25 protein-coding genes are annotated in these 23609 nt (G+C 60.7%); 11 read left to right on the top strand and 14 right to left on the bottom strand.

The genetic code is table 11. The features are described from left to right. Nucleotides 1-277 precede the first annotated feature (277 nt). Nucleotides 278-1552, top strand: coding sequence for an Hsp70 family protein (locus JN524_RS16525; protein ID WP_202370012.1), 1275 nt, complete (start codon nucleotides 278-280; stop codon nucleotides 1550-1552). A 132-nt stretch (nucleotides 1553-1684) separates the two neighbouring features. On the opposite strand, the gene JN524_RS16520 is transcribed toward JN524_RS16525, so the two are convergent. From JN524_RS16520 to JN524_RS16510, 3 genes are all read right to left on the bottom strand, one after another. Continuing rightward, a complete protein-coding gene (locus JN524_RS16520; protein ID WP_027613551.1) occupies nucleotides 1685-2698 on the bottom strand; it encodes an AI-2E family transporter in 1014 nt (337 codons plus the stop codon). A 198-nt stretch (nucleotides 2699-2896) separates the two neighbouring features. Next, nucleotides 2897-3202 (bottom strand): PsiF family protein, encoded by a 306-nt coding sequence (locus tag JN524_RS16515; RefSeq protein ID WP_007966973.1) that lies wholly within the window; start codon nucleotides 3200-3202, stop codon nucleotides 2897-2899. Nucleotides 3203-3265: 63 nt separating this feature from the next. Beyond that, nucleotides 3266-4060 carry an AraC family transcriptional regulator gene (locus JN524_RS16510; protein WP_202370011.1) on the bottom strand — a complete coding sequence of 265 codons (795 nt, stop codon included), beginning with the start codon at nucleotides 4058-4060 and terminating at the stop codon, nucleotides 3266-3268. Between the two features lie 97 nt (nucleotides 4061-4157). Here JN524_RS16510 and JN524_RS16505 point away from each other — a divergent pair, with 97 nt between their 5' ends. Next, nucleotides 4158-5045 carry a DMT family transporter gene (locus JN524_RS16505; RefSeq protein ID WP_003221189.1) on the top strand — a complete coding sequence of 296 codons (888 nt, stop codon included), beginning with the start codon at nucleotides 4158-4160 and terminating at the stop codon, nucleotides 5043-5045. Nucleotides 5046-5153: 108 nt separating this feature from the next. Here JN524_RS16505 and JN524_RS16500 read toward each other — a convergent pair whose 3' ends face one another. The 3 genes from JN524_RS16500 to JN524_RS16490 all read right to left on the bottom strand — a co-directional run bounded on the left by JN524_RS16500 (nucleotide 5154) and on the right by JN524_RS16490 (nucleotide 7080). Then, complete coding sequence (locus tag JN524_RS16500) at nucleotides 5154-6044, bottom strand: esterase/lipase family protein (RefSeq protein WP_202370010.1); 891 nt, start codon at nucleotides 6042-6044, stop codon at nucleotides 5154-5156. Nucleotides 6045-6135: 91 nt separating this feature from the next. Next, entirely contained in the window at nucleotides 6136-6441 is a 306-nt protein-coding gene (locus JN524_RS16495) for a DMT family transporter (protein ID WP_135294853.1), read from the bottom strand. Then, on the bottom strand, nucleotides 6442-7080 hold the full coding sequence (locus JN524_RS16490) for an FMN-dependent NADH-azoreductase (protein ID WP_202370009.1): 639 nt from the start codon (nucleotides 7078-7080) through the stop codon (nucleotides 6442-6444). A gap of 108 nt (nucleotides 7081-7188) precedes the next feature. Between JN524_RS16490 and JN524_RS16485 the strand changes: the two genes are divergently transcribed. Both JN524_RS16485 and JN524_RS16480 read left to right on the top strand, forming a co-directional pair. Then, nucleotides 7189-8145: a LysR substrate-binding domain-containing protein gene (locus JN524_RS16485; RefSeq protein WP_202370008.1), complete on the top strand. Its 957-nt coding sequence runs from the start codon at nucleotides 7189-7191 to the stop codon at nucleotides 8143-8145. A 94-nt stretch (nucleotides 8146-8239) separates the two neighbouring features. Continuing rightward, a complete protein-coding gene (locus JN524_RS16480; protein ID WP_007966958.1) occupies nucleotides 8240-8773 on the top strand; it encodes a ferritin-like domain-containing protein in 534 nt (177 codons plus the stop codon). Nucleotides 8774-8938: 165 nt separating this feature from the next. Here JN524_RS16480 and JN524_RS16475 read toward each other — a convergent pair whose 3' ends face one another. After that, on the bottom strand, nucleotides 8939-11014 hold the full coding sequence (locus JN524_RS16475; RefSeq protein WP_202370007.1) for an AsmA family protein: 2076 nt from the start codon (nucleotides 11012-11014) through the stop codon (nucleotides 8939-8941). A 385-nt stretch (nucleotides 11015-11399) separates the two neighbouring features. Here JN524_RS16475 and JN524_RS16470 point away from each other — a divergent pair, with 385 nt between their 5' ends. Beyond that, nucleotides 11400-11906 carry a hypothetical protein gene (locus JN524_RS16470; RefSeq protein WP_007966954.1) on the top strand — a complete coding sequence of 169 codons (507 nt, stop codon included), beginning with the start codon at nucleotides 11400-11402 and terminating at the stop codon, nucleotides 11904-11906. Between the two features lie 172 nt (nucleotides 11907-12078). Next, a complete protein-coding gene (locus JN524_RS16465; RefSeq protein WP_007966952.1) occupies nucleotides 12079-12711 on the top strand; it encodes a TetR family transcriptional regulator in 633 nt (210 codons plus the stop codon). On the opposite strand, the gene JN524_RS16460 is transcribed toward JN524_RS16465, so the two are convergent. Continuing rightward, nucleotides 12677-12862 carry a hypothetical protein gene (locus JN524_RS16460; RefSeq protein ID WP_202370006.1) on the bottom strand — a complete coding sequence of 62 codons (186 nt, stop codon included), beginning with the start codon at nucleotides 12860-12862 and terminating at the stop codon, nucleotides 12677-12679. The two genes, JN524_RS16465 and JN524_RS16460, sit on opposite strands and share 35 nt — an antisense overlap. A 93-nt stretch (nucleotides 12863-12955) precedes the next feature. On the opposite strand from JN524_RS16460, the gene ureE reads away from it, so the two are divergent. From ureE to JN524_RS16435, 5 genes are all read left to right on the top strand, one after another. Continuing rightward, entirely contained in the window at nucleotides 12956-13456 is a 501-nt protein-coding gene (ureE, locus tag JN524_RS16455; RefSeq protein WP_003221180.1) for an urease accessory protein UreE, read from the top strand. After that, nucleotides 13453-14127: an urease accessory UreF family protein gene (locus JN524_RS16450; protein ID WP_202370005.1), complete on the top strand. Its 675-nt coding sequence runs from the start codon at nucleotides 13453-13455 to the stop codon at nucleotides 14125-14127. The genes ureE and JN524_RS16450 overlap by 4 nt, the downstream gene beginning before the upstream one ends. A 23-nt stretch (nucleotides 14128-14150) precedes the next feature. Continuing rightward, entirely contained in the window at nucleotides 14151-14765 is a 615-nt protein-coding gene (ureG, locus tag JN524_RS16445; protein WP_041065601.1) for an urease accessory protein UreG, read from the top strand. A gap of 27 nt (nucleotides 14766-14792) precedes the next feature. Continuing rightward, a complete protein-coding gene (locus JN524_RS16440; RefSeq protein ID WP_202370004.1) occupies nucleotides 14793-15365 on the top strand; it encodes a HupE/UreJ family protein in 573 nt (190 codons plus the stop codon). Nucleotides 15366-15646: 281 nt separating this feature from the next. Then, entirely contained in the window at nucleotides 15647-16780 is a 1134-nt protein-coding gene (locus tag JN524_RS16435) for an AGE family epimerase/isomerase (protein WP_202370003.1), read from the top strand. Nucleotides 16781-16957: 177 nt separating this feature from the next. Here the strand turns inward: JN524_RS16435 and JN524_RS16430 are convergent, their stop codons facing one another. The 6 genes from JN524_RS16430 to JN524_RS16405 all read right to left on the bottom strand — a co-directional run bounded on the left by JN524_RS16430 (nucleotide 16958) and on the right by JN524_RS16405 (nucleotide 23453). After that, nucleotides 16958-17863 carry a cation diffusion facilitator family transporter gene (locus JN524_RS16430; RefSeq protein ID WP_202370002.1) on the bottom strand — a complete coding sequence of 302 codons (906 nt, stop codon included), beginning with the start codon at nucleotides 17861-17863 and terminating at the stop codon, nucleotides 16958-16960. A 173-nt stretch (nucleotides 17864-18036) separates the two neighbouring features. Then, entirely contained in the window at nucleotides 18037-18801 is a 765-nt protein-coding gene (locus JN524_RS16425) for an SDR family oxidoreductase (RefSeq protein ID WP_027613536.1), read from the bottom strand. 850 nt (nucleotides 18802-19651) lie between these two features. After that, nucleotides 19652-20368 carry an ABC transporter ATP-binding protein gene (locus tag JN524_RS16420; protein ID WP_047600666.1) on the bottom strand — a complete coding sequence of 239 codons (717 nt, stop codon included), beginning with the start codon at nucleotides 20366-20368 and terminating at the stop codon, nucleotides 19652-19654. Beyond that, nucleotides 20365-21237 (bottom strand): ABC transporter ATP-binding protein, encoded by an 873-nt coding sequence (locus JN524_RS16415; protein ID WP_027613534.1) that lies wholly within the window; start codon nucleotides 21235-21237, stop codon nucleotides 20365-20367. Before JN524_RS16415 ends, JN524_RS16420 begins: the two co-directional genes overlap by 4 nt. Beyond that, complete coding sequence (gene livM, locus JN524_RS16410; protein WP_041065627.1) at nucleotides 21234-22535, bottom strand: high-affinity branched-chain amino acid ABC transporter permease LivM; 1302 nt, start codon at nucleotides 22533-22535, stop codon at nucleotides 21234-21236. The genes JN524_RS16415 and livM overlap by 4 nt, the downstream gene beginning before the upstream one ends. 3 nt (nucleotides 22536-22538) lie before the next feature. Further along, nucleotides 22539-23453, bottom strand: coding sequence for an ABC transporter permease subunit (locus tag JN524_RS16405; protein ID WP_027613532.1), 915 nt, complete (start codon nucleotides 23451-23453; stop codon nucleotides 22539-22541). Nucleotides 23454-23609: the final 156 nt, after the last annotated feature.

Raw genomic sequence — 23609 nt, 5'->3', positions numbered from 1 at the left:
TCCGTTATCGATTTCGCGCCGAGGCCAGCATGCGCTCATTCGCGCGTGCCGGGTTGACCGATCTCAACTTTGTGACCGGGTGGCGCAGCAGAAGTTTATCGGCAGTGGACGACGGTTCTTGCGACCGCCGGTATGTCTGCCGGCCCATGCCAGCAAGTTTGGGGCGAAGCTGCGACTTTCAAGAAGCTTAGTCGTGAAATAGCAGATGACCGGCCTTCGAATCTGCCGCGCACTGACATACACTGCGCGGCCGTTTTTTGACCGGAACCCGAAAGACATGAACAACGCCTCTCCAGCCCGTGCCTGTGGTATCGACTTCGGCACCTCCAACTCCACCGTCGGCTGGCTGCGCCCCGGCATGGAAACGATGATCGCGCTGGAAGACGACAAGATCACCCTGCCGTCGGTGGTGTTCTTCAACATCGAAGAGCGCCGTCCCGTTTACGGTCGTCTGGCCCTGCACGAGTACCTGGAAGGCTACGAAGGCCGGCTGATGCGCTCGCTCAAGAGCCTGCTCGGTTCCAAGCTGATCAAGCACGACACCAGCGTGCTCGGCACGGCGATGCCGTTCAAGGATCTGCTGGGGCTGTTCATCGGCCAGCTCAAGAGCCGTGCCGAAACGGCCGCCGGTCGCGAGTTCGAACAAGTGGTGCTGGGGCGTCCGGTGTTTTTCGTCGATGACGACCCGCTGGCTGACCAGGAAGCCGAAGACACCCTGGTCGAAGTGGCGCGCAAGCTCGGCTTCAAGGATGTGTCGTTCCAGTACGAACCGATCGCTGCAGCATTCGACTACGAGTCGACCATCGAAAAAGAAGAGCTGGTGCTGATCGTCGACATCGGCGGTGGTACTTCGGACTTCTCGCTGGTACGTCTGTCGCCCGAGCGTCGCGGCATGGACAACCGCCACGATGACATCCTCGCCACCGGCGGCGTGCACATCGGCGGGACCGACTTCGACAAACAGCTGAGCCTGCAAGGCCTGATGCCGCTGTTCGGCTACGGCAGCCGGATGAAGAGCGGCGCCTACATGCCGACCAGTCACCACATGAACCTGGCGACCTGGCACACCATCAACTCGGTGTACTCGCAGAAATCCACCCTGGCGCTGGGCAGCATGCGCTACGACATCGAGGACACTGGCGGTATCGACCGGCTGTTCAAGCTGATCGAACAGCGCGCCGGGCACTGGCTGGCGATGGAAGTCGAAGAAACCAAGATCCAGCTGACCCACGCCGACAGCCGCCACGTACCGCTGGACCGTATTGAGCCGGGCCTGAGCGTGGAACTGAGCCGCGCCCTGTTCGAATCGTCGATCGACGCCTTGCTTGAACGCGTGCGCGGCAGCGTTACGCAGCTGTTGAACGATGCCAGCGTGTCGGTGGCTCAGGTCGATACGGTGTTCTTCACCGGCGGTTCGAGCGGCATTCCGGCACTGCGCAACAGCGTCTCGGCGATGCTGCCGAATGCGCGACATGTTGAAGGCAATATTTTTGGCAGCATTGGCAGCGGTCTGGCGATTGAGGCGATGAAGCGCTACGGCGCCGTGAACTGATCCAAGACCGCGTTGCGCCCATCGCTGGCAAGCCAGCTCCCACAGGTTCTGCGCCGCTTTCGAAAGCGCTATCAATCCTGTGGGAGCTGGCTTGCCAGCGATGGCGTCAGCTAAGGCAACACAGTTATCGGATCAAACCATCCCGCCCAGCTTCAACTCACTCTTCAGATACGCGTAATAAATCGGCCCCGCCACCACCCCCGGCAGGCCGAACGCGGCTTCGAACACCAGCATCGCCAGCAGCAACTCCCACGACTTGGCACTGATCTGCCCGCCGACGATGCGCGCGTTGAGGAAGTATTCGAGCTTGTGGATAAAGATCAGATAGCCCAGCGCCGCCACCGCCACCCAGATCGACAGCGACAGGCCGACGATGGTGATCAGCGTGTTCGACATCAGGTTGCCGATCACCGGCAGCAGGCCGAGCAGGAAGGTCAGGACGATCAGGGTCTTGGTCAGCGGCAGCTTGATGCCGAACAGCGGCAGGACCACCACCAGGAAAATCGCGGTAAAGAACGTGTTCAGCAGAGAAATCTTGATCTGCGCGAAGACGATGTTGCGGAAAGCTTGAACCACCAGATGCAGACGGTCGAACAGGGCGGCGGCCAGCGGTTTGCGCTTGGTCAGGTCCGGCACGCGCTGCAGAGCAATGATCGCGCCGAGAACCATGCCAATCAGCAGGGTGACAAACATGTGCGCCGCGTCCTTGCCTACCAGTTGCAGCTCGGACAGATGCTTGCTCGCCCATTCGCCGATGGCCACGCGAAATTCCGCAGCGCTGGCCGGCAGGTAGGCATCGAGGAACGGCGGCAGTTGCCCGCGCGCGCGATCGACCACGCCCATGAATTTGTCGAGCGAGGCGCCCGGATTTTCCGCTTCGTGCAGCAGGAAACTGATGGCGCCAGCAAAGATCAGCGCCAGCACACTGACCACCAGGGTGCCCAGCAGCGCCACCGCCAGCCAGCGCGCACGCCGACCTTCGATCAGCCGTTGCAGTTGCGGGGTGAGCATGTTGACCAGCTCGAACACCAGCAAACCGGCCAGCAGGCTGGGCAACAAGCGCAGCGGCAATGCCAGCAGCAAACCGCCGCAGATGATGATGCAACTGACCCAAAACACAACATGACGCTCAGAAAACGTTGGCATACAGCCTCAAAACGAACGGCGTAAAAGGATTGGCAGTCTGCCAGCGATCCGGGGAGAGCACTAGGGATATGCAGGGGCTATTGTCGCGCTCAATGGCCCCTTCGCGAGCAGGCTCGCTCCCACAGGGGGTACGCATTTCAATGTGGGAGCGAGCCTGCTCGCGAAGAGGCCGGCCCGTTCACTGCAAATCCTTGCTGATTACTTCTTCTTCAGGCAATCACTCATGAAGGTCTTTCGCGCATCGCCGGTCAGCGCCTTGGTTTTCGCGTCGGCGTTGCAGGTTTTCATTTTCTCCTGCTGCGGGGTCAGCACTTTGCCGTCATTGGCGGCCGGTGCAGCCTTGAGGCAGGTGCTCATGAAAGTCTTGCGCTCGTCGCCCTTGAGGCTCTTGGCGGTAGCGTCGGCATTGCAGGTAGTCATTTTGTTCTGTTGCGCCGTGGCGGCGAAACCCTGGGAACACAGGAGCAGACCGATCATCAACAAAGGGACACGCAACATCTTCATGGAGTTTTCTCCTTGTCGCCGCATCGATGGATGCGGCCTCCGTTGAAGTGTAGCCAAATCTTGTTACACCTTCCTGCCTTCCAAGTGGCTACGCCGATACTGTTCCGGCGTACACCCGGCCTGCCGGGCAAACATGGCAATGAAGGCCGAGCCGCTGCTATAGCCGAGATCGAAGGCGATCTCCTGCACGCTGCGAGTACTTTCCAGCGCCTCGATAGCCGCGAGGTAACGCAGGCGCTGACGCCATTCGCCGAAACTCATCCCCAGTTCGCGCACGAACTGCCGGGCCAACGTACGCTCGCTGACGTGCACCTGCGCCGCCCAGTGCGCCAGCGGGAGGTTATTGCCCGGATCGGCCTGCAAGGCGTCGAGAATCGCCAGTAGCCCGGGATTGCTCGCGTACGGCAAATAACATTCATGCACCGGCGCCTGTTGCAGTTGATCGACCAACACCTGGGCCAGACGCTCGTCAGCGTCGAGTTCGGGGATTTTCACGTCGCGGGCGGCGAAGTCCTTGAGAATCGCCTTGAGAATGTCGCTGATCGCCAGGGTGCAGGCGCGCGGCGGCAGATCGGCGCAGACTTTGGGGTCGAGGCACACCGCGCGGTAGTTGACCGGTTGGTGGCTGTAGAAACTGTGCTCGACCTGCGGCGGCACCCATACCGCGTAGTGCGGCGGCGACATGAAGCGGCTGCCGTCGACGTCCATGTGCAGCACACCGTGAGCCGCATATTCCAGCGTGCCCCAAGGATGGCGGTGCGGCGCCGCATATTCATGGGTGTTGAAGTCGGCGTAGCGGAAGTACACCGCCGACGGCAGTTCGCTGAAATCCAGCAGATCGATGTGTTTGCTGTTCATGCTGTCCGGTTGCAGTGGCAGGTTGTCTGGTTCGCAGTATAGGCCTGCATCCAGACAGGGGATAATCAGCGTTCATCAACGTTCTGGTTTTAACCCCATGCAATATGCGTTTCCCCTGCTGGCGATTTTCATCTGGGCCGGCAATACCGTGATCAACAAACTGGCGGTCGGGGCGATCTTCCCCGCCGAGATCGGTTTCTATCGCTGGCTGCTGGCCGGCCTGCTGTTCACCCCGTTCATGCTCAAAGCGGTGATCGCGCACTGGCCGCAGATCCGCCCGAACCTGGGCAAGATCTTCATCCTCGGCGTGCTGGGTATGGCGGTCTATCAAAGCCTCGCCTACTTCGCCGCGACCCTGACCACGGCGACCAACATGGGCATTATTCTGTCGTTGATGCCGCTGATGTCGCTGGCCATGGCCATCATCAGCCTCGGCCAGCGTCTGACCGCCGGGGCATTGTTCGGCGCAGTGCTGTCGTTCGCCGGCGTGCTGGTGGTGGTGTCGTCAGGCAGCCTCGGTGCACTGCTGCAACACGGGGTTAACCTGGGTGACGCGATGATGCTGATCGCCACCCTGGCCTACGCGATCTACAGCACCCTGCTGAAAAAATGGCAGCTGCGTTTGCCGCCGCTGGTGTTGCTGTACCTGCAGGTGCTGGTGGCGATTGTGGTGCTGTTTCCGCTGTACGCCGCCTCACCGAAAACCGGTTTCACCGCGCAGAACATTCCGCTGGTGCTTTACGCGTGCCTGCTGGCGTCAATGCTTGCGCCGCTGGCGTGGATGCAGGCGGTGCAGCGTCTGGGGCCGAGTCGCACGACCTTGTTCTTTAACTTGCTGCCGTTGATTACCGCGCTGATTGCGGCGGTGGTGTTGAAGGAGCAGTTGGCGATGTATCACCTGGTGGGTGGGGTGTTGACGTTGGGTGGGGTGATTCTGTCGGAGCGCTGGACCACCGTGTTGGGCCGCAGAATCAGCGTTGCCTGATGGAAAAGATCGCAGCCTGCGGCAGCTCCTACAGGTGATCGCGTGGATGAACGCTGAAACCTTGTAGGAGCTGCCGCAGGCTGCGATCTCTTGATCTTGTCTTGGCTTTTACAAGCCGGCAGCCTTTAGCCGCGCCGCATGCTCGACAAACAACCGCAGCGGATCCGCCCCTTTGCCCACCAGCCCCAGCGACTGATTGACGATGTCGAAGTGATCCAGCGGATAGTCGTCGCCAATCACCGTGCCGAGGTGCGAGCTGTAACGCCCGACCATCCCGTCACACTGCCCCGGCTCACGCACGAAGGTTTTCGCGAACAAGCGGCAGCTGCGGTTGGTGCCGTCGAACAGGTTGCCACCGCGATCAGTTTTGCCCGGTTGCAACGTCCCCGACCACGAGTAATAACGCACGCCGTTGACCTCTTCCGGCCCGTGACCGCCCCAGGTCTCGGGCAGGCCCTGTGGATAACGCTGATTGAACAGCGCCACGCCTTCGCTGGTCAGCGATTGATGCGAAGCGTGGATGTCCACCGGCAGTTTCGGCCCGTGGTAACCGGTTTCCAGTAACGCCATCAGCCAGCCGACAAAACGCAACAGCACCTCAAGCACGCGGCCCTTGGCGCTGTTCGCCGGGTAGTGTTTCTGCAGATAGTCGGCCAGTTCAGAACCGTGATTGGGCCCGGCTACGGACGTTACCGAGGCAATCAAATCCGGTCGTTTGGCGGCGGCATAACGCGCGGTCAACGAGCCCTGGCTGTGGCCGAACAGATTGACCCTGGCAGCGCCGGTCTCGCGCAGAATCTCGTCGATGCGCGCCAGCAACTGCTCGCCACGCACCTCGGTGGAATTGAGCGGCGATACCTGCACCGCAATCACCGTCGCCCCGCCACGGCGCAACGCCTTGATGATCCCGTACCAGTACGGATACAGCACCAGCCGGATGAACCCGAGCATGCCCGGCACCAGCACCAGTGGATAACGTGTCGCCGAACCTTGTGACATGGGCAAACATCCTTGTGGTCGCTGAGTGGATGCCAGACGTGCAAAACGCCCGCCAAGCCTCCTCCTTGATGATGACAACTGCACCATCAGCCTACTTCAGGCCCACCACCCCCGCCACAATCAGCCCCACCGACAGCAGTTTGACCAGAGTCAGGCTCTCGCCGAGCAGGGCAAAACCGAGAAACACCGTGCCCAGCGAGCCGATCGCCGTCCAGATCGGATAGGCGATGCTCACCGGCAACTCGCGCAGCGCCAACGTCAGGAAGTAGATCCCGCCAATCGCCGCCACCACCGTGATCAGCGACGGCCACAAGCGGGTGAAGCCTTCGGCGTACTTCATGCCCATGGCGAAAGTCACCTCGAAACCGGCGGCGATCAGCAGGAACAGCCAGGCCACTTAGAACGTCCGGGCGAGGTCGAGCAAACGCTGCTCGGCCTCGGCCACTGATACCGCGAAGGTGCGCTCGGCCGACTCTTCGCCCTCAGCCGCGACCACGCTGACGTCGTTGATGCCGACGAAACCCAGCGCCGTGCGCAGCCATGGATCGGCATGGTTCAGTGCTTCCAGTTCGCCGCCGGGGCCGAAGCCGAACCCGCCGCGACTGGTGACGATCAGCGCTTTCTTGCCTTGCAGCAGCGGCGTGTACTGGGCTACGCCGTTGTCCAGGGTGTGGTCGAAGGTCAGGCCCAGTCGCACAATCTGATCGACCCAGGCTTTGAGGCCGCTGGGCACGCTGAAGTTGTACATCGGCGTGGAAATCAGCAGCAGATCGTGTTCGAACAACTCGCCGACCAGTTGATCGCTGAGCGCCAGATCGGCCTGCATCGACAGCGGCCGAGCTTCGGGTTCAGGGTAAAAAGCAGCCGCCACAAACGCTTCGTTGACCGCTGGAATCGGCGCCCGTCCGACTTCACGGCGGGTGACCTGCGCCTGCGGATGACGTAATTGCCAGGCACTGAGAAAGCTTTCCGCGAGGCGCCGTGAATGCGAACGCTCACCCCTTGGACTGGCATGGATCGCAAGAATCTTGCTCATCTGAATCTCCTTGTGACTAGACTTGAATGGCTGTGTAGCGCCAGATTGGCGCTGACCCGCCGCTGTCTCAACTGAGCAAAAATCAGTTGGGATGAGTCCATTTCACCCATGGAGTATTCAATGTTCGCTTCGTTGCCGCTGACCGCCCTGCGCGCCTTCGAATCCGCTTCGCGGCTGTTGAGCTTCAAGGCCGCTGCTGAAGAGCTGTCAGTCACACCGACGGCGATTTCCCATCAGATCCGAGCGCTGGAAGACTGGCTCGGCGTAGCGCTGTTCGAACGTTTGCCACGTCAGGTACGCCTGACCGAAGGTGGCGAGCGGCTGTTTCGCAGCCTGCACGGCGCGCTGCTGGAAGTGGCGCAAAGCGTCGACACCCTGCGTCCGCAACGCTGTGGCAGCAGCCTGACACTGTCGACCACCGCCGCGTTTGCTGCGCTATGGCTGGTGCCGCGCCTCGGGCGGTTTTATGCGCAGCACCCGAACATCAACGTGCGCCTCGACACCCACTGCGAAGTCATCGACCTGCATCAGGACGCCAGCGTCGATCTGGTGCTGCGCTATAGCCTCGACGATTACCCCAACCTTTACGGCTTGTGCCTGTTCGATGAGACCTTCGGCGTGTATGGCTCGCCGGAGCAGGTAGCTCTGGCCGCCCGACGCACACCGGCGCTGATCAGCGTGCGTTGGCACAACTCGAAGCTGTATGCCCATGGCTGGGAAGCGTGGTGCTCTCGCTCCGGCGAGTCGTGGCTGAACCAGCATCCGGCGATCCGTGAATACGATGAGGAGCATTACGCTCTGCAAGCGGCGATTGCCGGGCAAGGTCTGGTGCTGGCGAGCAATATTCTGGTGTCGCAAAGCGTCGCCAGTGGGCTGCTGGCGCCGTACAAGGGGCAGGTGCAGGTCGATGGTGCCGGGTACAGCGCGTTGTGTGTGCCGGGACGGGAACGGCATCCGCCGGTGCGGGCGTTTTTTGCCTGGTTGCAGGAGGAGGCCGTGTTGTCGGGGCTCACGCCAAGATCGCAGCCTTCGGCAGCGCCTACAGGGGGGACGGTGGAAATCTGATAAAACTTTTTCGATCGCGCAGGACTCACAACCAGGGTATGCGATCACGCCTGAAGAGCGTGGCGCCCATTGGATTAGCCTCCTGGAGATCGAAATGAGCGATGACCTGCATTTGTCTGATGTTCAAACCCTGCGCGAGCGCGCACGACAGCACGTCGAGAACGGCGCGGTAACCGAGAGCTACAGCGCCGACCGTGACGAGGTGCTGCGCCTGCTCAATGAGTCGCTGGCCACCGAACTGGTCTGCGTCCTGCGTTACAAACGTCACTACTTCATGGCCAACGGCGTGAAGGCTCACGTGGCCGCCGAAGAATTCCTCGAACATGCAACCCAGGAAGCACAACACGCCGACCGTCTGGCCGAGCGCATCGTGCAACTGGGCGGCGAGCCGGAGTTTAATCCGGACCTGCTGTCGAAAATGTCCCACGCCCAATACGTGGCCGGGAACACCTTGAAGGAAATGGTCTACGAAGACCTGGTGGCCGAACGGATCGCCATCGACAGCTACCGCGAGATCATCCAGTACATCGGCGAAAAAGACCCGACCACCCGGCGCATCTTCGAAGACATCCTCGCGCAGGAAGAAGAGCACGCGGATGACATGGCCGACATTCTGAAAGACCTGTAACCCTTCCAAAAACGCCTTCGCGAGCAGGCTCGCTCCCACACTGGAATCCATTTCAAATGTGTAGCGAGCCTGCTCGCGAAGGGGCCGCAACAGAAGCAAAAAGATCGCAGCCTGAAATGCTTTCCTGTTGGAGCTGCCGCAGGCTGCGATCTTTTGCTCTTGCCTTTACTTGGTTGGCTTGACGGTCACTGGCGCCTTGCCCGCCTTCATCTGCTCAAGCAGAGGTGCGCATTGATTCGGCTCCCCGCCACTCGGCGCCACCAGCGCCAGCAGCCCCGCCGCCGGTGCTGCGATCACGCCCAATGCCACCATCCCCGCCCCGCGCAGCATCAACGGCACAGCCTTCACACCTGCATCCGGCTTGATGAACTTGCCGCGCACGTACAACGGTGAACGCAGCGAAATCAGGCGCCAGCCCTTGGATTCCGGCGTTACGGTCAGGTTCAGTTGCTCGGTGGCCATGTTCGCAGTGCCGTCGATGTAGATGATCGCGTTCTCGGTGTCGAACACAAACAGCCGCGTGGTCGCCAGGCCAGTCTTGATGTCGAAGTCCGCCGCCGCGCAGTTGATCTTCACTTCCTTGTCGCCAAAGATCTTGCCGACCACGTAGTTGCCGACGTTGAGCCCTGCCAGTTCCATCAGCTCACGGCTGATCGCACCGTCGTTGATCAGCATCTTCAACTGGCCATTGGCGCCGCCAAGCAGCTTGGCCACCGAGTTGCCGCGACCGCTGATGTCGGCGTCGCCATTGAGCTCACCGAAGCTGGTTTTCATCGGCTCGAAGGTCGGGAACAACTGCTTGAGCTTGAAGCCACGCGCGGTCAGTTTCGCCCGGCCTTCCAGCGGTTCGGCGCGACCGTTGAGGCGGATCTGCGCATCCAGATTGCCGCCCGCCACGCCGAAGCGCAGCGGCTCGAGGCTGAGTTCGCCGTCGTTGAGTTTCAGGTGGGTATAGAGGTCGGTAAACGGCAGCTTCTCGCTGTGGACGATGCGCTTGCCGGTGAACTCGACGTCGGCGTCCATCGCGCGCCAGCGGTCGGTCTTGAACTCTTCCACCGGCAGCACTTTGTCCGTCGGTTGTTTGCTCTCGCCGCCGCGGGCCTTTTGCTTGTCATTGGAGTCGGCGCCGATCAGCGGCGCGAGGTCGGCGAACAGCAGTTGATTAGACAGCAGCGCCCCGCTGAGCTTGGGCCGTGGCTGGCTGGCGACGTAGGTCAGGTCGCCATGAATATCGCTGCTGCCGATCTTGCCGTTGAACTGCTCGTAGGTGAATTTCGCCCCGGCGGCGTCATGCAGTTTGGCGATCAAGTGACCGTCGGTGGAATACGGCGGCGTATCGGGCAGGGTTACGCCGGTCAGTGGGTAGAGGTTGCCGAGGCTGGCGCCGGCCAGTTTCAAGCGCAGATCGAGTGCGCCGAGGTTGAGCGGGTCAGTGAGGGTGCCGGCGAGTTCGATGCTGGTGGCGCCGATCTTCGCCTGAACCTGCAGCGGGAACGGTTTGTTCGCGTCCTGCAACGCCAGCAGCCCGCCGATCTTGCCCTGGCCGGTGAGATTCTGGCCGTGGTATTGGCCTTTGACCTTCAGCGCGAACGCATAGTCCTGCGGCGCAGCGCCTTTGTCCTGCGCGGTTTTCGCGGCTTTGGCGCCGACGATATCGCTGAACGGAATCGGCTTGCCCAGCGGATCGATCAACACGTCGAGATTAGTCTTGAGTGTCTGGTCATCCAGGGTGACGTGGCCCTTGTCGAAACCAATCGCCCCGATGTCCACCACCCAGTTCGACGGTTCGGCATTCGGGTCTTTCGGGTCGAACTTGAAGGTCCAGTTGGCGCGGCCATCGGCCAGGCGTTGCAGTTGCGCGTTGGGTTCGGTCAGGTCGATGCGCGGGATCGTCACCCGTTGCGCCAGCAGTGCCAGCGGCGAGATGCGTAGTTCCACACGTTTGAGCGTAACCATCTGCGGCTGCTTCGACCAATCCGGGTTGCCCAGCGTCAGGTCCTCAGCCACCACGTGCGGCCACGGCACCCAGGCCCGCCAGCCGCCCTCGTCCGGCTCACGCTGCCAGATCACCGCGAGGTTGCCATTGATGGCGAACGGACGATGCAATTCTTCCGAGACTTTGGCGTTGAGCGGCGGTTTGATCCGGTTCCAGTCGAAGAACACGATGATCAGAACCAGTACCGCCAGCAGCAGTACGAGGATGGAGAAGGTCCAACTGAAGATTTTTCCGGTGCGCGTCATGCACAAAACTCCTGATGACGACCGCACGCCGACTTCGCGACGCACAGCTGAAACGGCGGGCCAAAGCGGCCCTCATGAATTCTACGACTGGCAAACAGTGCGCAGGTTTAATCGGAATATAGAATCCGCGGCAAAAAATCGCCCGAATGCTGACCGATTGGTCGAACAGCGTTACCGCCACCCGCACATTTGCGAGGCGCGAGTGAGTCGAAAATACCCACCGCGGTGCAAAACCAGCGCCCGCAAACGCCCGAGCTAGAGCGCCTCGGCAGAACAATCAATTCTGTTGATTATTACCATTGTGTTTATGAACTTTTATATCGACTTATCGAGAGTAGCATTGGCTTCGTACCCACTTTATCGCCCTCCCAAGGAGCAACCCATCATGAAACGCCAATTACTGCTCAGCCTTACCCTGTCGATGCTAGCCAGCACCGCTTTTGCCCTGCCCGCTGCCGATCAGGCTACCCCACAAGTGAAAGCCAGCCACTCGGTGTTCAGCCAGACTGTTGCTGCTGACGGCGGCGACCGCACTCCACAAGGTCAGACTCTGGCTGAAAACGGCCGTAATCGCCTGGAAGAAAAAGGCCTGGTACAAGATGGCTACGACAAGACTCCACAAGGTCAGGCTGTAGCAGAAGGCGGCCGTGATCGTCTGGAAGAGAAAGGCCTGGTGCAAGACGGCTATGACAAGACTCCACAAGGTCAGACCCTGGCTTCCGATGGCGGCGACCGCACTCCACAAGGGCAAACCCTCGCTGAAGGTGGTGGTGACCGTACCCCACAAGGCCAGACCCTGGCTGAAGATGGTTTTGACAAAACCCCACTGGGCCAAGCCGTTGCCGAAGGCGGTGGTGACCGTGTGATCGAACGCAACAGCGCTTTGAGCTAAGCCCATGGCGGCCTGGAAAAAAAGCCCGATCAGCCGATCGGGCTTTTGACTTTTTCAGCCCCGGCCAATCGCAAAACCGCATTTCCTCGTTGACTCTCCCCTGCCGTTCGACGCCAGCAAAGCCGATTTGCTAGAGTGCGGCGCTTGTCCCGCTCAAGAAAACGCCTTTGCGATGCTGCCCCGCGCCGAACAGAAACAACAGACCCGCAACGCCCTGATGGACGCTGCCCGCCATTTGATGGAAAGCGGCCGAGGATTCGGCAGCCTGAGCCTGCGCGAAGTGACCAAGACCGCCGGCATCGTGCCCACCGGTTTCTATCGGCATTTTGCCGACATGGACGAACTCGGTCTGGTGCTGGTCAGTGAAGTCGGCCAGACCTTCCGCGAAACCATCCGCCTGGTACGCCACAACGAATTCGTCATGGGCGGCATCATCGATGCGTCGGTGCGGATCTTCCTCGACGTGGTCAGCGCCAACCGTTCGCAATTTCTGTTTCTCGCCCGCGAGCAGTACGGCGGCTCGCTGCCGGTGCGCCAGGCGATTGGTCGTCTGCGCGAAAACATCAGCGCCGACCTTGCGGCCGACCTGACGCTGATGCCCAAGCTGCAACATCTGGATGCGGCCGGGCTGAGCGTGATCGCCGACCTGATCGTCAAATCGGTGTTCGCCACCCTGCCGGACATCATCGACCCGCCAGCCGAAGCCCTGCCGGAGCATCTGACGCCACAGGCGAAGATCACCCAGCAACTGCGCTTCATCTTTATCGGCCTCAAGCACTGGCAAGGGCTGGGCAGTACAGAGTAAAAAACCAAAGATCGCAGCCTTCGGCAACTCCTACACCAATCCCCTGTAGGAGCTGCTGAAGGCTGCGATCTTTTTTATTGGCTACAAATTGGTGCATGTAAAAATCTTCACGCACCAAAACCTTCCAAAATTCTGCAACATCTTGAAACATCCTCTACGCTCCGACAGGGATTTCCTACATCTCGTCCGGTTGGCAAGCCCCTTGCTCTACCCCTCCTACAAGTCCACTGCTGGAAGCTTTCCGATGCTGGTGATTCATCGCAGAATCGACCCTCAACCTGTCTGGTCCGCCGAGTTGCACCTGACCTTCGAAGCGCGGAGCAAAAGCCGTCTGCGCTGTTTCAGTGCCGATGGCGAAGACGTCGGGTTGTTTCTGGAGCGCGGTCAGGCACCGTTATATGACGGCGAATGCCTGCAGGCCGAGGACGGCCGCATCGTTCGCGTCTGCGCCCGCCCCGAGCAACTGCTGCACGTCACCTGCGCCAATGCCTTCGAACTGACCCGCGCCGCCTATCATCTGGGCAACCGCCACGTCGCCTTGCAAGTCGGCGATGGCTGGCTGCGTCTGCTCGACGATTACGTGCTCAAGGCCATGCTCGAACAGCTCGGCGCCCAGGTCGAGGCGATAGAAGCGCCGTTCCAGCCGGAACACGGTGCCTACGGCGGCGGCCATCACCATTCGCGGCATGGCGACGAAGATTTCAACTACGCGCCCAAACTCCATCAGTTCGGCGTACGCCTGTGAATCCGGCCTGGGCGCTGCTGCGCCTGGCCAGTCCGCAACTGCCGATTGGCGGCTACAGCTATTCGCAAGGCCTGGAAATGGCGGTGGATAACGGCCGAGTGAACGACCCTGACAGTGCCCGCCGCTGGATCAGCGATCAACTACTGCTCAACCTCGCGCGTTTCGAGGCGCCGCTGCTGCTTGCCCATTGTCAGGCCGCGGCCGAGGAAAACTGGCCCGAGTTGCTGCAACTCTGCGAAACCCACCGCGCCAGCCGCGAGACCCGTGAGTTGCATCTGGAGAGCCGGCAGATGGGTTACTCGCTGCAGCAATTGCTCAACGGTTTGCCGGAACTCGACGCGCCGGCCCGCAGATTTCTTGAGCAATGCGCCGAACCGCACCTGGCTCTTGGCTGGGCACTGGCTGCCCGCGCCTGGCAAATCAGCCCACAGGATGCGCTCGCCGCGTGGCTGTGGAGCTGGCTGGAAAACCAGCTCGCGGTACTGATGAAAACCCTGCCGCTGGGCCAGCAAGCCGCCCAGCGCCTGACCAGCGAACTGCTGCCGTTGCTGCAACAGGCGCAGCAGGACGCAACCCGCATCAATCCCGAACACATCGGCAGCGCCGCATTCGGCCTGTCTCTGGCGTGCATGGCGCATGAGCGCCAATACAGCCGTCTGTTTCGCTCTTAGGGCCTGTCATCTTGGAGAAGCACATGAACACACAACCCCTGCGCGTCGGCATCGGCGGCCCGGTCGGTTCCGGCAAAACCGCATTGACCCTGGCCCTGTGCCTGGCGTTGCGCGATCGCTACAACCTGGCCGTCGTCACCAACGACATCTACACCCGCGAAGACGCCGACTTTCTGGTGCGCAACGAAGCACTGGCACCGGAACGCATCATCGGCGTGGAAACCGGTGGCTGCCCGCACACGGCGATCCGCGAAGACGCTTCGATCAACCTCGAAGCCGTCGATCAACTGAACCGGCGCTTTCCGGGGCTGGACCTGATTCTGGTGGAATCCGGTGGCGACAACCTGTCGGCCACCTTCAGCCCGGAGCTGTCAGACCTGACCATCTACGTGATCGACGTCTCCGCCGGCGACAAGCTGCCGCGCAAGGGTGGCCCGGGGATCTGCAAGTCCGACCTGCTGGTGATCAACAAGATCGACCTGGCGCCGCTGGTCGGTGCTTCGCTGGAAATGATGAACAGCGACACCCAGCGCATGCGCAATGGCAAGCCATTCGTCTTCAGCAACCAGAAAACCGGTCAGGGCCTGGAAGACATCATCGCTTTCATCGAACGCCAGGGCCTGCTGAACGCCGCCTGACTTATTGACCAACAAGGAAGCTTATCCATGACACTCAAACGCATTCTCGGCGCCGTGGCGCTGCTGCTGACCCCGGCCCTGGCCTTCGCCCACCCGGGCCACGGCGACAGCGGTCTGGTCGCCGGTATCAGCCACCCGATCGGCGGCCTCGACCACTTGCTGGCGATGGTCGCGGTCGGCCTGTGGGCCGCGCAGCAACAAGGCGCGGCACGCTGGGCGCTACCGTGCACGTTTGTCGGCACCATGCTGATCGGCGGCATGCTCGGCTTTGAAGGGCTGGAGTTGCCGGCGCTGGAAAGCGGGATCGCCGCTTCGGTGCTGGCGCTGGGTCTGGCGGTGGCACTGGCCGTGCGTCCGCCGCTGGTAATGGCGGTGGCGGCAACGGCACTGTTTGCGCTGTTCCATGGCGTGGCGCATGGCCTGGAGCTGCCGGACATGAGCAGCCCTTGGGCGTATGCCGCCGGTTTTGTCGCGGCGACGGCGGCGCTGCATGCGGCGGGTTATGGCCTGGTGCGCGTGTTGCCTCAGGCGGCTGCGCCGCTGGTGCGACTGGCGGGTGCTGCTTCCGCGCTGACTGGCGCGTGGTTGCTGGCCGGTTGATCTCTATCGCCCCACAATTGGAATGCACTCTCCTGTAGGAGCTGCCGCAGGTTCGGGCCGCGTTCGGACGATCTTTTGATCTGGCTTTTAACAATCAAAGTCAAAAGATCGTCCGAACGCGGCCCGAACCTGCGGCAGCTCCTACAGAATCAAGCTGCGAATCCGATTCAATTATGGGAGCGGGCTTGCTCGCGAAGGCGGACTGACAGACACCGCGTCTCATCGGGCCGCCGCTCTGCTACCATGTCGCGCAATCGCCCCAGCCGTGACGACGTCCGCCAATGCCCCATGCTTGCCGCTCCACCTCCCTGCCCGAATTGACCGCCCTGTTCAGCAACGTGCAACAGCACTTTCTGAACGTGATCGTGCCGCTTTGGCAAGGCCCGGGCTGGAATGCCGACATGGCGCTGCCCTACGAGGCACTCGACGCGGCGCATCAACCCTTGCCACCGCAACGCTATCGGGCGATGGCCTGCGCACGGCAGCTGTACCTGTTTTCCAGCCTGATCGGGGTTGTGGATAACGCCGAGGTACGCGCCGCCGCGCTGTTCCGCTCGCTGCAACGGCATTTCCACGATGCCGAGCACGGCGGCTGGTTCTACAGCGTCGACGCGCAAGGCAAGCCGCTGGATCAGCGCAAAGACCTCTACACCCACGCCTTCATCCTGTTCGCCTGCGCCCATTACTGGGCCAAGTCCCGGGAGCCGCTGGTGGAATCCACGCTGAACGCCGCACTGGAAATCATCGGTCGGCGCTTCGCCACCGGTGATGGCCTGTACGAAGCCTGTCTGGACCGCGACTGGATCACCCTGCAAACCGGACCGCTGCAGAACCCGCTGATGCACCTGGCCGAAGCGTTCCTCGCCACCTTGGCGGTGCGTGAAGACGCGGCGACGCAGCAAGCGCTGCGTGAGTTATGCACAGCCATGCACACGCAGTTCGTCGATCCGCAGCACGGAGTGTTGATGGAGAAGCCGCTCGGGGCTGTGGATAACTGGTACGAGCCAGGGCATCAGTTCGAATGGTATTTCCTGCTTGAGTCTTCAGCCCTGCTACGCGGCTCGAAACTGCACGCTGCGCTGGACCGGGCATTCGCTTTTACCGAGCAATTCGGTGTTGAACAGCCTTCAGGGGCGGTGCGGGCGATGCTCGATCTGGAACTGGACGGTCGCCCGAAAGATTCGACTCAGCGGATCTGGGCGCAGGCGGAATACCTGCGCGCCCTGACCTTGCGCCCGAACAGCGAAGCCACCGTGCTGCGCCAGTTGCAGGCGCTGCAGCAGCGTTTTCTGCATGCGGGCGGTTGGCATGAGTGCCGGGATGAGCTGGGAGAGGTCAGCCGCAAGGACATGCCTTCGACCACGCCTTATCACTTGGCGACGTGCTACAGCGGATTGGCAGAATACCTGAACTGATCTCATGAAAAATGGGATTACTGTGGCAAGGGGATTACTGTGGTGAGGGGATTTATCCCCGACGGGGCGCGAAGCGCCCCTAAAACAGCAGGGCCGCTGCGCAGCCCATCGGGGCGGTGCGACGTTTCGCTAAATCCCCTCGCCACAAATGTGTTCTCAGCCTAAATCGGGGTCATATCAGGCAATCCACTTCTTGTCGCCCGTAAAGCTGATGGTCAACCAGCGTGCCGCATCCGGCTCGCCCAGCTGCGCCGAGATTTCCTCCCGCAACACATCCAGCTGACCTACGCTGCTCAGCGCATAATCCGCCGGCAACACCACATGAATCTCGATAAACCGCGCCCGCCCGTGCTTCTGCACGTAGGTCACGTAATCATCGAAACCATGCTCGACCTTCGCCGCTTCCATGACCTGACGCACCTGATCATCCAGGGTGTCCGGGGCAATACCCAGTACATCACGCAGTGCCGGGCCGAGGATCTTGAACGCCGGTGGCAACATGGTCAGCGCCAGCACGATCAGGATCAGCGGGTCGACAAACTTCGCCCACTCGCCGAAGCCCTGGGCCTGGAGCAGCAGCGCCACGAGAAAACTGATCAACAGGCCGACCGAGAGCATCGCGTCCACCAGCCAGCTGATGTTGTCGAACTGGATCAGGCTGGATTTGAGCTTGCGATTGCGCCGACGCACGTAGAAGAAATAGGCGAACTCGACGACGGTGAACACCGCCGCATAAATAATCACCAGCCCCAGCCCGATCTCACGGCCACCGTTGATGATGCCGAACACGCCGTTGAGAAACGCATAGATGGCGATCAACAGCAGGAAGCTGCCCTCGATCAGCAGCACCATCGGCTCCAGATGCCAGAAACCGAACTGGAAGCGGTGATTGCTTTCTTTGGCGATCAGCCGTGCGGTGATCAGCATCAGCACTTTGATGAACGTTGCGATCAGCGAGAAAAAACCATCGAAAAGGATGGATTGCGAACCTGAAACAAAACCGGTGACGATTCCGGCAATCGACACCGCGAACATCAGGATGGTCGATTGTTTGAGCAGTGACTGCTCACCTCGGTTACTCACGTAGCCTCCTCTAAAAACCTTTGAACCGCGGGGTGCGGTGGGGTTATTGGGGGAGAGTTTACCTTACCGTCCTGTTTTGGCCGATTTGACCTATTCGCGAGCAGGCTCGCTCCCACTTTGAAATGCATTCCAATGTGGGAGCGAGCCTGCTCGCGAAGAACGATGACGCGGTATCAGGCTTTGTTACGCTCGATGGCAAACCCGGCCCAGGTCTGGCTCACCGGCATCAGCTCCAGGCTGTTGATGTTGATGTGCGCCGGGGCGTTGAGCACCCAGAAGATGGTCTCGGCGATGTCCTGCGGTTGGATCGGCTCGGCACCGGCGTAGGTGGCGTTGTAGCGTTCCTGGTCACCGGCAAAGCGCACCAGCGAGAACTCGCTTTCGCACAGGCCCGGCTCGATGTTGCTGACGCGCACGCCAGTGCCCTGGAGGTCGCAACGCAGGTTCAGCGAGAACTGCTTAACGAACGCCTTGGTCGCGCCATACACATGGCTGCCGGGGTACGGATAGTTGCCAGCGATGGAGCCGAGGTTGACGATGCCGGCGCCACGGCCGTGAGCGATCAACCGTGGCAACAGCAGGCGGGTGCTGTACATCAGGCCTTTGACGTTGGTGTCGACCATGGTGTCCCAGTCGTCGAGGTCGCATTTGGGTGCCGGATCGACGCCCAGCGCCAGCCCGGCGTTGTTGATCAGGCCACGCAGCTTGGCGAACGACGGCGGCAGATTGGCAATTGCCTCTTCCATCGCCTTGCGGTCACGCACGTCGAGCACCAGGCCATGCACTTCAGTCTGCTTCGACAACTCGGCGCACAGCGCGTCGAGACGTTCTGCACGACGGCCGGTCAACACCAGTTTCCAGCCAGCCTCGGCGAAACGACGGGCACAGGCTTCACCAAAACCGGAGGTTGCGCCGGTAATAAACAGGGTGTTGGACATCGTGTTCTCCTTGCGTCGGCCGCCAGCGCAGCCATTGGAATAGAAAATCAGCAGCCAGCATGCCCGGCCCGGCATTTACGAGCAACACCCGCACCGGGACAACTTCCGATCAAATTTTGATCAACCTTCGCTACGCCATACCTGCCGTGGCCTGTAGCCATGTGCACGCACGTTATCCACAGTCCCTTCCACAGTTTCCGGGGGCAAGTAGAACCGCGCAAAGCCGCGCCATACAAGGCTTTGCGCGGGAAACAGAAAGTTTTTTGCTTGACCCTGAAGCGGCTGATGTGCCGGAGATGGCATTTTGCACGACCGGACGGTCAGTGCAGTGATTGCGCGAGGCCAGTAATTACGGCCCTCAGCGGAGTCTTTCCAGAGTTTAGTCACAGACTTATCCACAGGCTTGTTCACACGTAATTGTCTCTACAGAACAGCCTAGAAAAAGGTTGACAACAGCGTCTTCAGCTCCAGCAAAAACGCCTGATCAAAAAGCGATCACCAGCCTGCAAGCCACGGAACACAAGGGCTTCAGCCAGCTACTCCCACGTTATTCACAGCCAGCTCCACAGTAAACGGGGACAAGTCAAAACTGTGGAAAAACAGCCATTTGCAGCGTCTATATGTCGCGCTTTGGCAGGTGTGGGAATTTGTTTTCCACAATTTCAGAATCGACTTGATCTTGAAGACGAATTCACTGTAGGAGCTGCCGAAGGCTGCGATCTTTTGATGTTGTTTTTTTAGGATCAAAAGATCGCAGCCTTCGGCAGCTCCTACAGGGGGATTGTGGTGGTTTGAGATGTAAAAAGCCCCGGGACTCGCGTCGCCGGGGCTGTGCATAACAACTATTGGGTCAGTGCCCGCCCAGGTAAGCGTTACGCACCTCCTCATTTACCAACAACTCCTTACCGGTACCGGTCAGACGAATCTCGCCGTTGACCATCACGTACGCCCGATCCGACAGCTTCAACGCATGGTTGGCGTTCTGCTCGACGAGGAAAATCGTCATGCCGGTTTTCGCCAGTTCACGCAGGGTGGCGAAGATCTGTTTCACCACGATCGGCGCCAACCCCAGGCTTGGCTCATCGAGCAGCAGCAATTTCGGGCGACTCATCAGGGCGCGGGCAATGGCGAGCATTTGCTGCTCGCCGCCGGACATGGTCATCGCCCGCTGAGTGCGGCGTTCTTCGAGCCGTGGGAACAGCTCGAACATGCGCTGCATGTCCTCCTTGGCGTACTTGTCGCCGATCGGGATGGTGCCCATCAGCAGGTTCTCCTCGACGGTCATGTCGGGGAACACCCGCCGCCCTTCCGGCGACTGCGCGATGCCGTTGGAGGCGATGTAGTGCGAGGACTTGTGGGTGATGTCGACGCCTTGATAGAGGATCTGCCCACCCGCCGCGCGCGGCTGGCCGAAGATCGACATCAGCAGCGTCGATTTACCCGCGCCGTTGGAGCCGATCAGGCTGACGGTCTCGCCTTCGTTGATCTGCAGCGACACGCCCTTGAGGGCCTGGATCGGGCCGTAGAACACGTCCAGGTCTTTGAGTTCGAGGATCGGTTTGCTCATACCAGCTCCTCTTCGTCGGCGCCCAGGTAGGCGGCAATCACTTTCGGATCGTTGCGGATCGCCTCGGGCCCGCCCTCGGCGATGACCACGCCGTGGTCCAGCACCACGATGTGGTCGGAAATGCTCATGACCATGCCCATGTCGTGTTCGATCAGCACCACGGTCAGATCATGCTCGTCGCGCAGCAGCCGGATCATCGCGCTCAGTGCTTCGGTTTCCTGAGGGTTGAGGCCGGCGGCCGGTTCGTCGAGGCAGATGATCTGCGGCCGCGTGCACATGGCCCGGGCGATTTCCAGACGGCGTTGCTGGCCGTAGGACAGTTCACCAGCCAGACGGTTGGCACAGTCCACCAGATCGACCACTTCGAGCCAGTAGAACGCGCAGTCCAGCGCATCACTTTCGGCCTTGCGGTAGCCCTTGGTGTTGAGGATGCCGGCGAGCATGTTGCGGTTGACCCACATGTGCTGCGCCACCAGCAGGTTTTCCAGCACCGACATTTCCTTGAACAGACGAATGTTCTGGAACGTCCGGGCCAGACCGGCGCGGTTCACCAAATGGGTGCCGCCGAACATCTTATAGTACAGGCGACTGAGGAAGCTTTTCGGCGAGACGAAGTCGGTCGGCTTGAACGACTCGCCCAGCAGCTGGATGACGTTGGTCTGTTTGCCGCGCACGTTGAGTTCGATCTTGCCGCCGGAGGCCTTGTAGAACCCGGTCAGGCAGTTGAACACCGTGGTCTTGCCGGCGCCGTTCGGGCCGATCAGGGCGAAGATCGAGTTGCGTTTGACCTTGAGGCTGACATCGCTCAAGGCCTTGATGCCACCGAAGTGCATCATCAGTTTTTCCACAGAGAGTACGACTTCACTCATGGCGCAGTCCTCTCATAGTGAATGGCACCTTTACGTGGAGTGACCCCGGTACGGCTGATGCGAATCAGCCCGCGCGGTCGCCAGATCATCATCAACACCATCAGGATGCCGAACAGCAGCACGCGGTATTCAGCGAAGCCGCGCAGCAGTTCCGGAGCAACCGTCAACACGAATGCCGCAATCACCACGCCGATGGTCGAGCCCATGCCGCCGAGCACGACGATGGCGAGGATCAGCGCCGATTCGAAGAAGGTGAACGAGGTCGGGTTGACGAAGCCTTGATAGGTGGCGAAAAACACCCCGGCCAGCCCGGCGGTCGATGCACCGATAGTGAACGCCGAGAGCTTGACCAGCACATGGTTGAGGCCCATCGAGCGGCAGGCGATTTCATCTTCGCGCAGCGCTTCCCAGGCGCGCCCCACCGGCATTTTCACCAGCCGATGCTTGATGTACAGCACGGCCAGTACCACCAGGAACAACACTGTGTAAATGAAGTAATACTTCACGTCCGGGTTGTAGGCGATACCGAAGAACTCATGGAACGGTACCCCGCCATCCTTGGCCCGCTTGCCGAACTCCAGGCCGAAGAAGGTCGGCAGTGGCGCCGGCATGCCGTTCGGCCCGCCGGTCAGCGACAGCCAGTTGTTAAGGATCAGGCGAATGATTTCACCGAAGCCCAGGGTCACGATCGCCAGATAGTCGCCGTGCAGACGCAGCACCGGGAAACCGAGGATGCAGCCGGCCAAACCGGCAGTGATTGCCGCCAGTGGCAATACGGTCCAGAAGCCCAGCCCGAGATATTGATAACCGAGCGCGAGACCGTAGGCGCCGATGGCGTAGAACGCCACGTAACCGAGGTCGAGCAGGCCGGCCAGACCGACCACGATGTTCAGCCCCAGCCCCAGCAGCACGTAGATCAGCCCGAGGATGACCACGCCCAGCAGGTACGAGTTGGAGACAAACGGCACGATGACCGCGAGCACGATCAGCAGTGGAATGATCCAGCGCAGGCGTGATTTGTGATCGGCAGGCAGCACATGCACACCGGAGCCGGTGCTCTCGAATCCGTCGAGAATCTTCAGGCCCTTGGGCGTCTGCAGGAACAGGCTGAGGGCAAAGCGGCCGATCATGACAATGCCGATGATCCACGCCACGCGGGTTGGTTCGAGGTTGAAGCTGTAGCCGTCGAGCACGACGCCGACAATCGGACCAAAAACGATCAGGGCAATCAGGCCGGCCAGAATCGCCTCAACCAGGCTTTTTTTGATATCGATATTTTTTTGAGTGGTTGAAGACATCGCTTACACCTTCGACACAAGAGGACGGCCCAACAGGCCCTGAGGCCGGAAGACCAGAACAAGTACGAGCAGCGAGAAGCTGAACACGTCTTTGTAGTCGGAGTTGACCAGTCCCGAGAACAGCGACTCGGAGATCCCGAGAATGATCCCGCCGAGCATCGCGCCTGGCAGTGAGCCGATCCCGCCCAGCACGGCGGCGGTGAACGCCTTGATGCCGATGACGAAGCCTGCGTAGAAGTCGAACGTGCCGTAGTTCATGGTGATCAGCACGCCGGCCAGAGCCGCCATCGCTGCACCGATGATGAACACGTAGGAAATCACCCGGTCGGTGTTGATCCCGAGGATCGAAGCCATCTTGCGGTCTTGCTGGGTGGCGCGGCACATGCGGCCGAGCTTGGTGTACTTGATCACGTAGGTCAGCAGGCCCATGCCGACAAATGCGGCGACCAGAATGAAGATCTTGGTGTAGGTCAGTTGGACGAAACCGCTGCCGACGTCGATGCGCCAGGCACCGGTAAGCAGTGTCGGAACACCCTGTTGACGGGCGCCCTGGCTGATCTGGGCGTAGTTTTGCAGGATCAGGGAGATACCGATGGCACTGATCAGCGGTGCCAGTCGGGTGGAGTTGCGCAGAGGTTTGTAGGCGACGCGTTCGATTACCCAGCCATAAACGCCAGTGACGACGATGGTGAAAACCAGCGTGCCGAGCATCAACAGCGGGAAGGATTCAATACCGAAGTAAGCCAGCAGAGCCAGACTGATTGCCGCGAGGTACGCGGAAATCATGTAAACCTCGCCGTGGGCGAAGTTGATCATGCCGATGATGCCGTAGACCATTGTGTAGCCGATGGCGATCAGGCCATAGACCGACCCGAGGGTCAGGCCGTTGACCAGTTGCTGCAGGAAAATACCATCCATAACGCAATCTCACGCAATGAGAACCTGCCCACCGGAGCGGGCGGTTCTTCTAGGAAAAATACAGATTTACGTCGGAGCAATGTCAGAGCGCGATCGGCCCAGCCGCCATTGATCTCCTGTGGGAGCTGGCTTGCCAGCGATAGCGGCGGAACATTC

The organism is Pseudomonas sp. MWU318 (assembly GCF_016756945.1).
Taxonomy (GTDB): Bacteria; Pseudomonadota; Gammaproteobacteria; order Pseudomonadales; family Pseudomonadaceae; genus Aquipseudomonas; species Aquipseudomonas putida_A.
The sequence above is the reverse complement of the archived record's forward strand: the minus strand, read 5'-3'. Positions and strand labels throughout refer to the sequence as shown.

Bases quoted from the DNA above. Each gene is read 5' to 3' on its own strand.
- JN524_RS16525 (WP_202370012.1), top strand. From the start codon at position 278: ATGAACAACGCCTCTCCAGCCCGTGCCTGTGGTATCGACTTCGGCACC.
- JN524_RS16520 (WP_027613551.1), bottom strand. From the start codon at position 2,698: ATGCCAACGTTTTCTGAGCGTCATGTTGTGTTTTGGGTCAGTTGCATC.
- JN524_RS16515 (WP_007966973.1), bottom strand. From the start codon at position 3,202: ATGAAGATGTTGCGTGTCCCTTTGTTGATGATCGGTCTGCTCCTGTGT.
- JN524_RS16510 (WP_202370011.1), bottom strand. From the start codon at position 4,060: ATGAACAGCAAACACATCGATCTGCTGGATTTCAGCGAACTGCCGTCG.
- JN524_RS16505 (WP_003221189.1), top strand. From the start codon at position 4,158: ATGCAATATGCGTTTCCCCTGCTGGCGATTTTCATCTGGGCCGGCAAT.
- JN524_RS16500 (WP_202370010.1), bottom strand. From the start codon at position 6,044: ATGTCACAAGGTTCGGCGACACGTTATCCACTGGTGCTGGTGCCGGGC.
- JN524_RS16490 (WP_202370009.1), bottom strand. From the start codon at position 7,080: ATGAGCAAGATTCTTGCGATCCATGCCAGTCCAAGGGGTGAGCGTTCG.
- JN524_RS16485 (WP_202370008.1), top strand. From the start codon at position 7,189: ATGGAGTATTCAATGTTCGCTTCGTTGCCGCTGACCGCCCTGCGCGCC.
- JN524_RS16480 (WP_007966958.1), top strand. From the start codon at position 8,240: ATGAGCGATGACCTGCATTTGTCTGATGTTCAAACCCTGCGCGAGCGC.
- JN524_RS16475 (WP_202370007.1), bottom strand. From the start codon at position 11,014: ATGACGCGCACCGGAAAAATCTTCAGTTGGACCTTCTCCATCCTCGTA.
- JN524_RS16470 (WP_007966954.1), top strand. From the start codon at position 11,400: ATGAAACGCCAATTACTGCTCAGCCTTACCCTGTCGATGCTAGCCAGC.
- JN524_RS16465 (WP_007966952.1), top strand. From the start codon at position 12,079: ATGCTGCCCCGCGCCGAACAGAAACAACAGACCCGCAACGCCCTGATG.
- JN524_RS16460 (WP_202370006.1), bottom strand. From the start codon at position 12,862: ATGTTTCAAGATGTTGCAGAATTTTGGAAGGTTTTGGTGCGTGAAGAT.
- ureE (WP_003221180.1), top strand. From the start codon at position 12,956: ATGCTGGTGATTCATCGCAGAATCGACCCTCAACCTGTCTGGTCCGCC.
- ureG (WP_041065601.1), top strand. From the start codon at position 14,151: ATGAACACACAACCCCTGCGCGTCGGCATCGGCGGCCCGGTCGGTTCC.
- JN524_RS16440 (WP_202370004.1), top strand. From the start codon at position 14,793: ATGACACTCAAACGCATTCTCGGCGCCGTGGCGCTGCTGCTGACCCCG.
- JN524_RS16435 (WP_202370003.1), top strand. From the start codon at position 15,647: ATGCCCCATGCTTGCCGCTCCACCTCCCTGCCCGAATTGACCGCCCTG.
- JN524_RS16425 (WP_027613536.1), bottom strand. From the start codon at position 18,801: ATGTCCAACACCCTGTTTATTACCGGCGCAACCTCCGGTTTTGGTGAA.
- JN524_RS16420 (WP_047600666.1), bottom strand. From the start codon at position 20,368: ATGAGCAAACCGATCCTCGAACTCAAAGACCTGGACGTGTTCTACGGC.
- JN524_RS16415 (WP_027613534.1), bottom strand. From the start codon at position 21,237: ATGAGTGAAGTCGTACTCTCTGTGGAAAAACTGATGATGCACTTCGGT.
- livM (WP_041065627.1), bottom strand. From the start codon at position 22,535: ATGTCTTCAACCACTCAAAAAAATATCGATATCAAAAAAAGCCTGGTT.
- JN524_RS16405 (WP_027613532.1), bottom strand. From the start codon at position 23,453: ATGGATGGTATTTTCCTGCAGCAACTGGTCAACGGCCTGACCCTCGGG.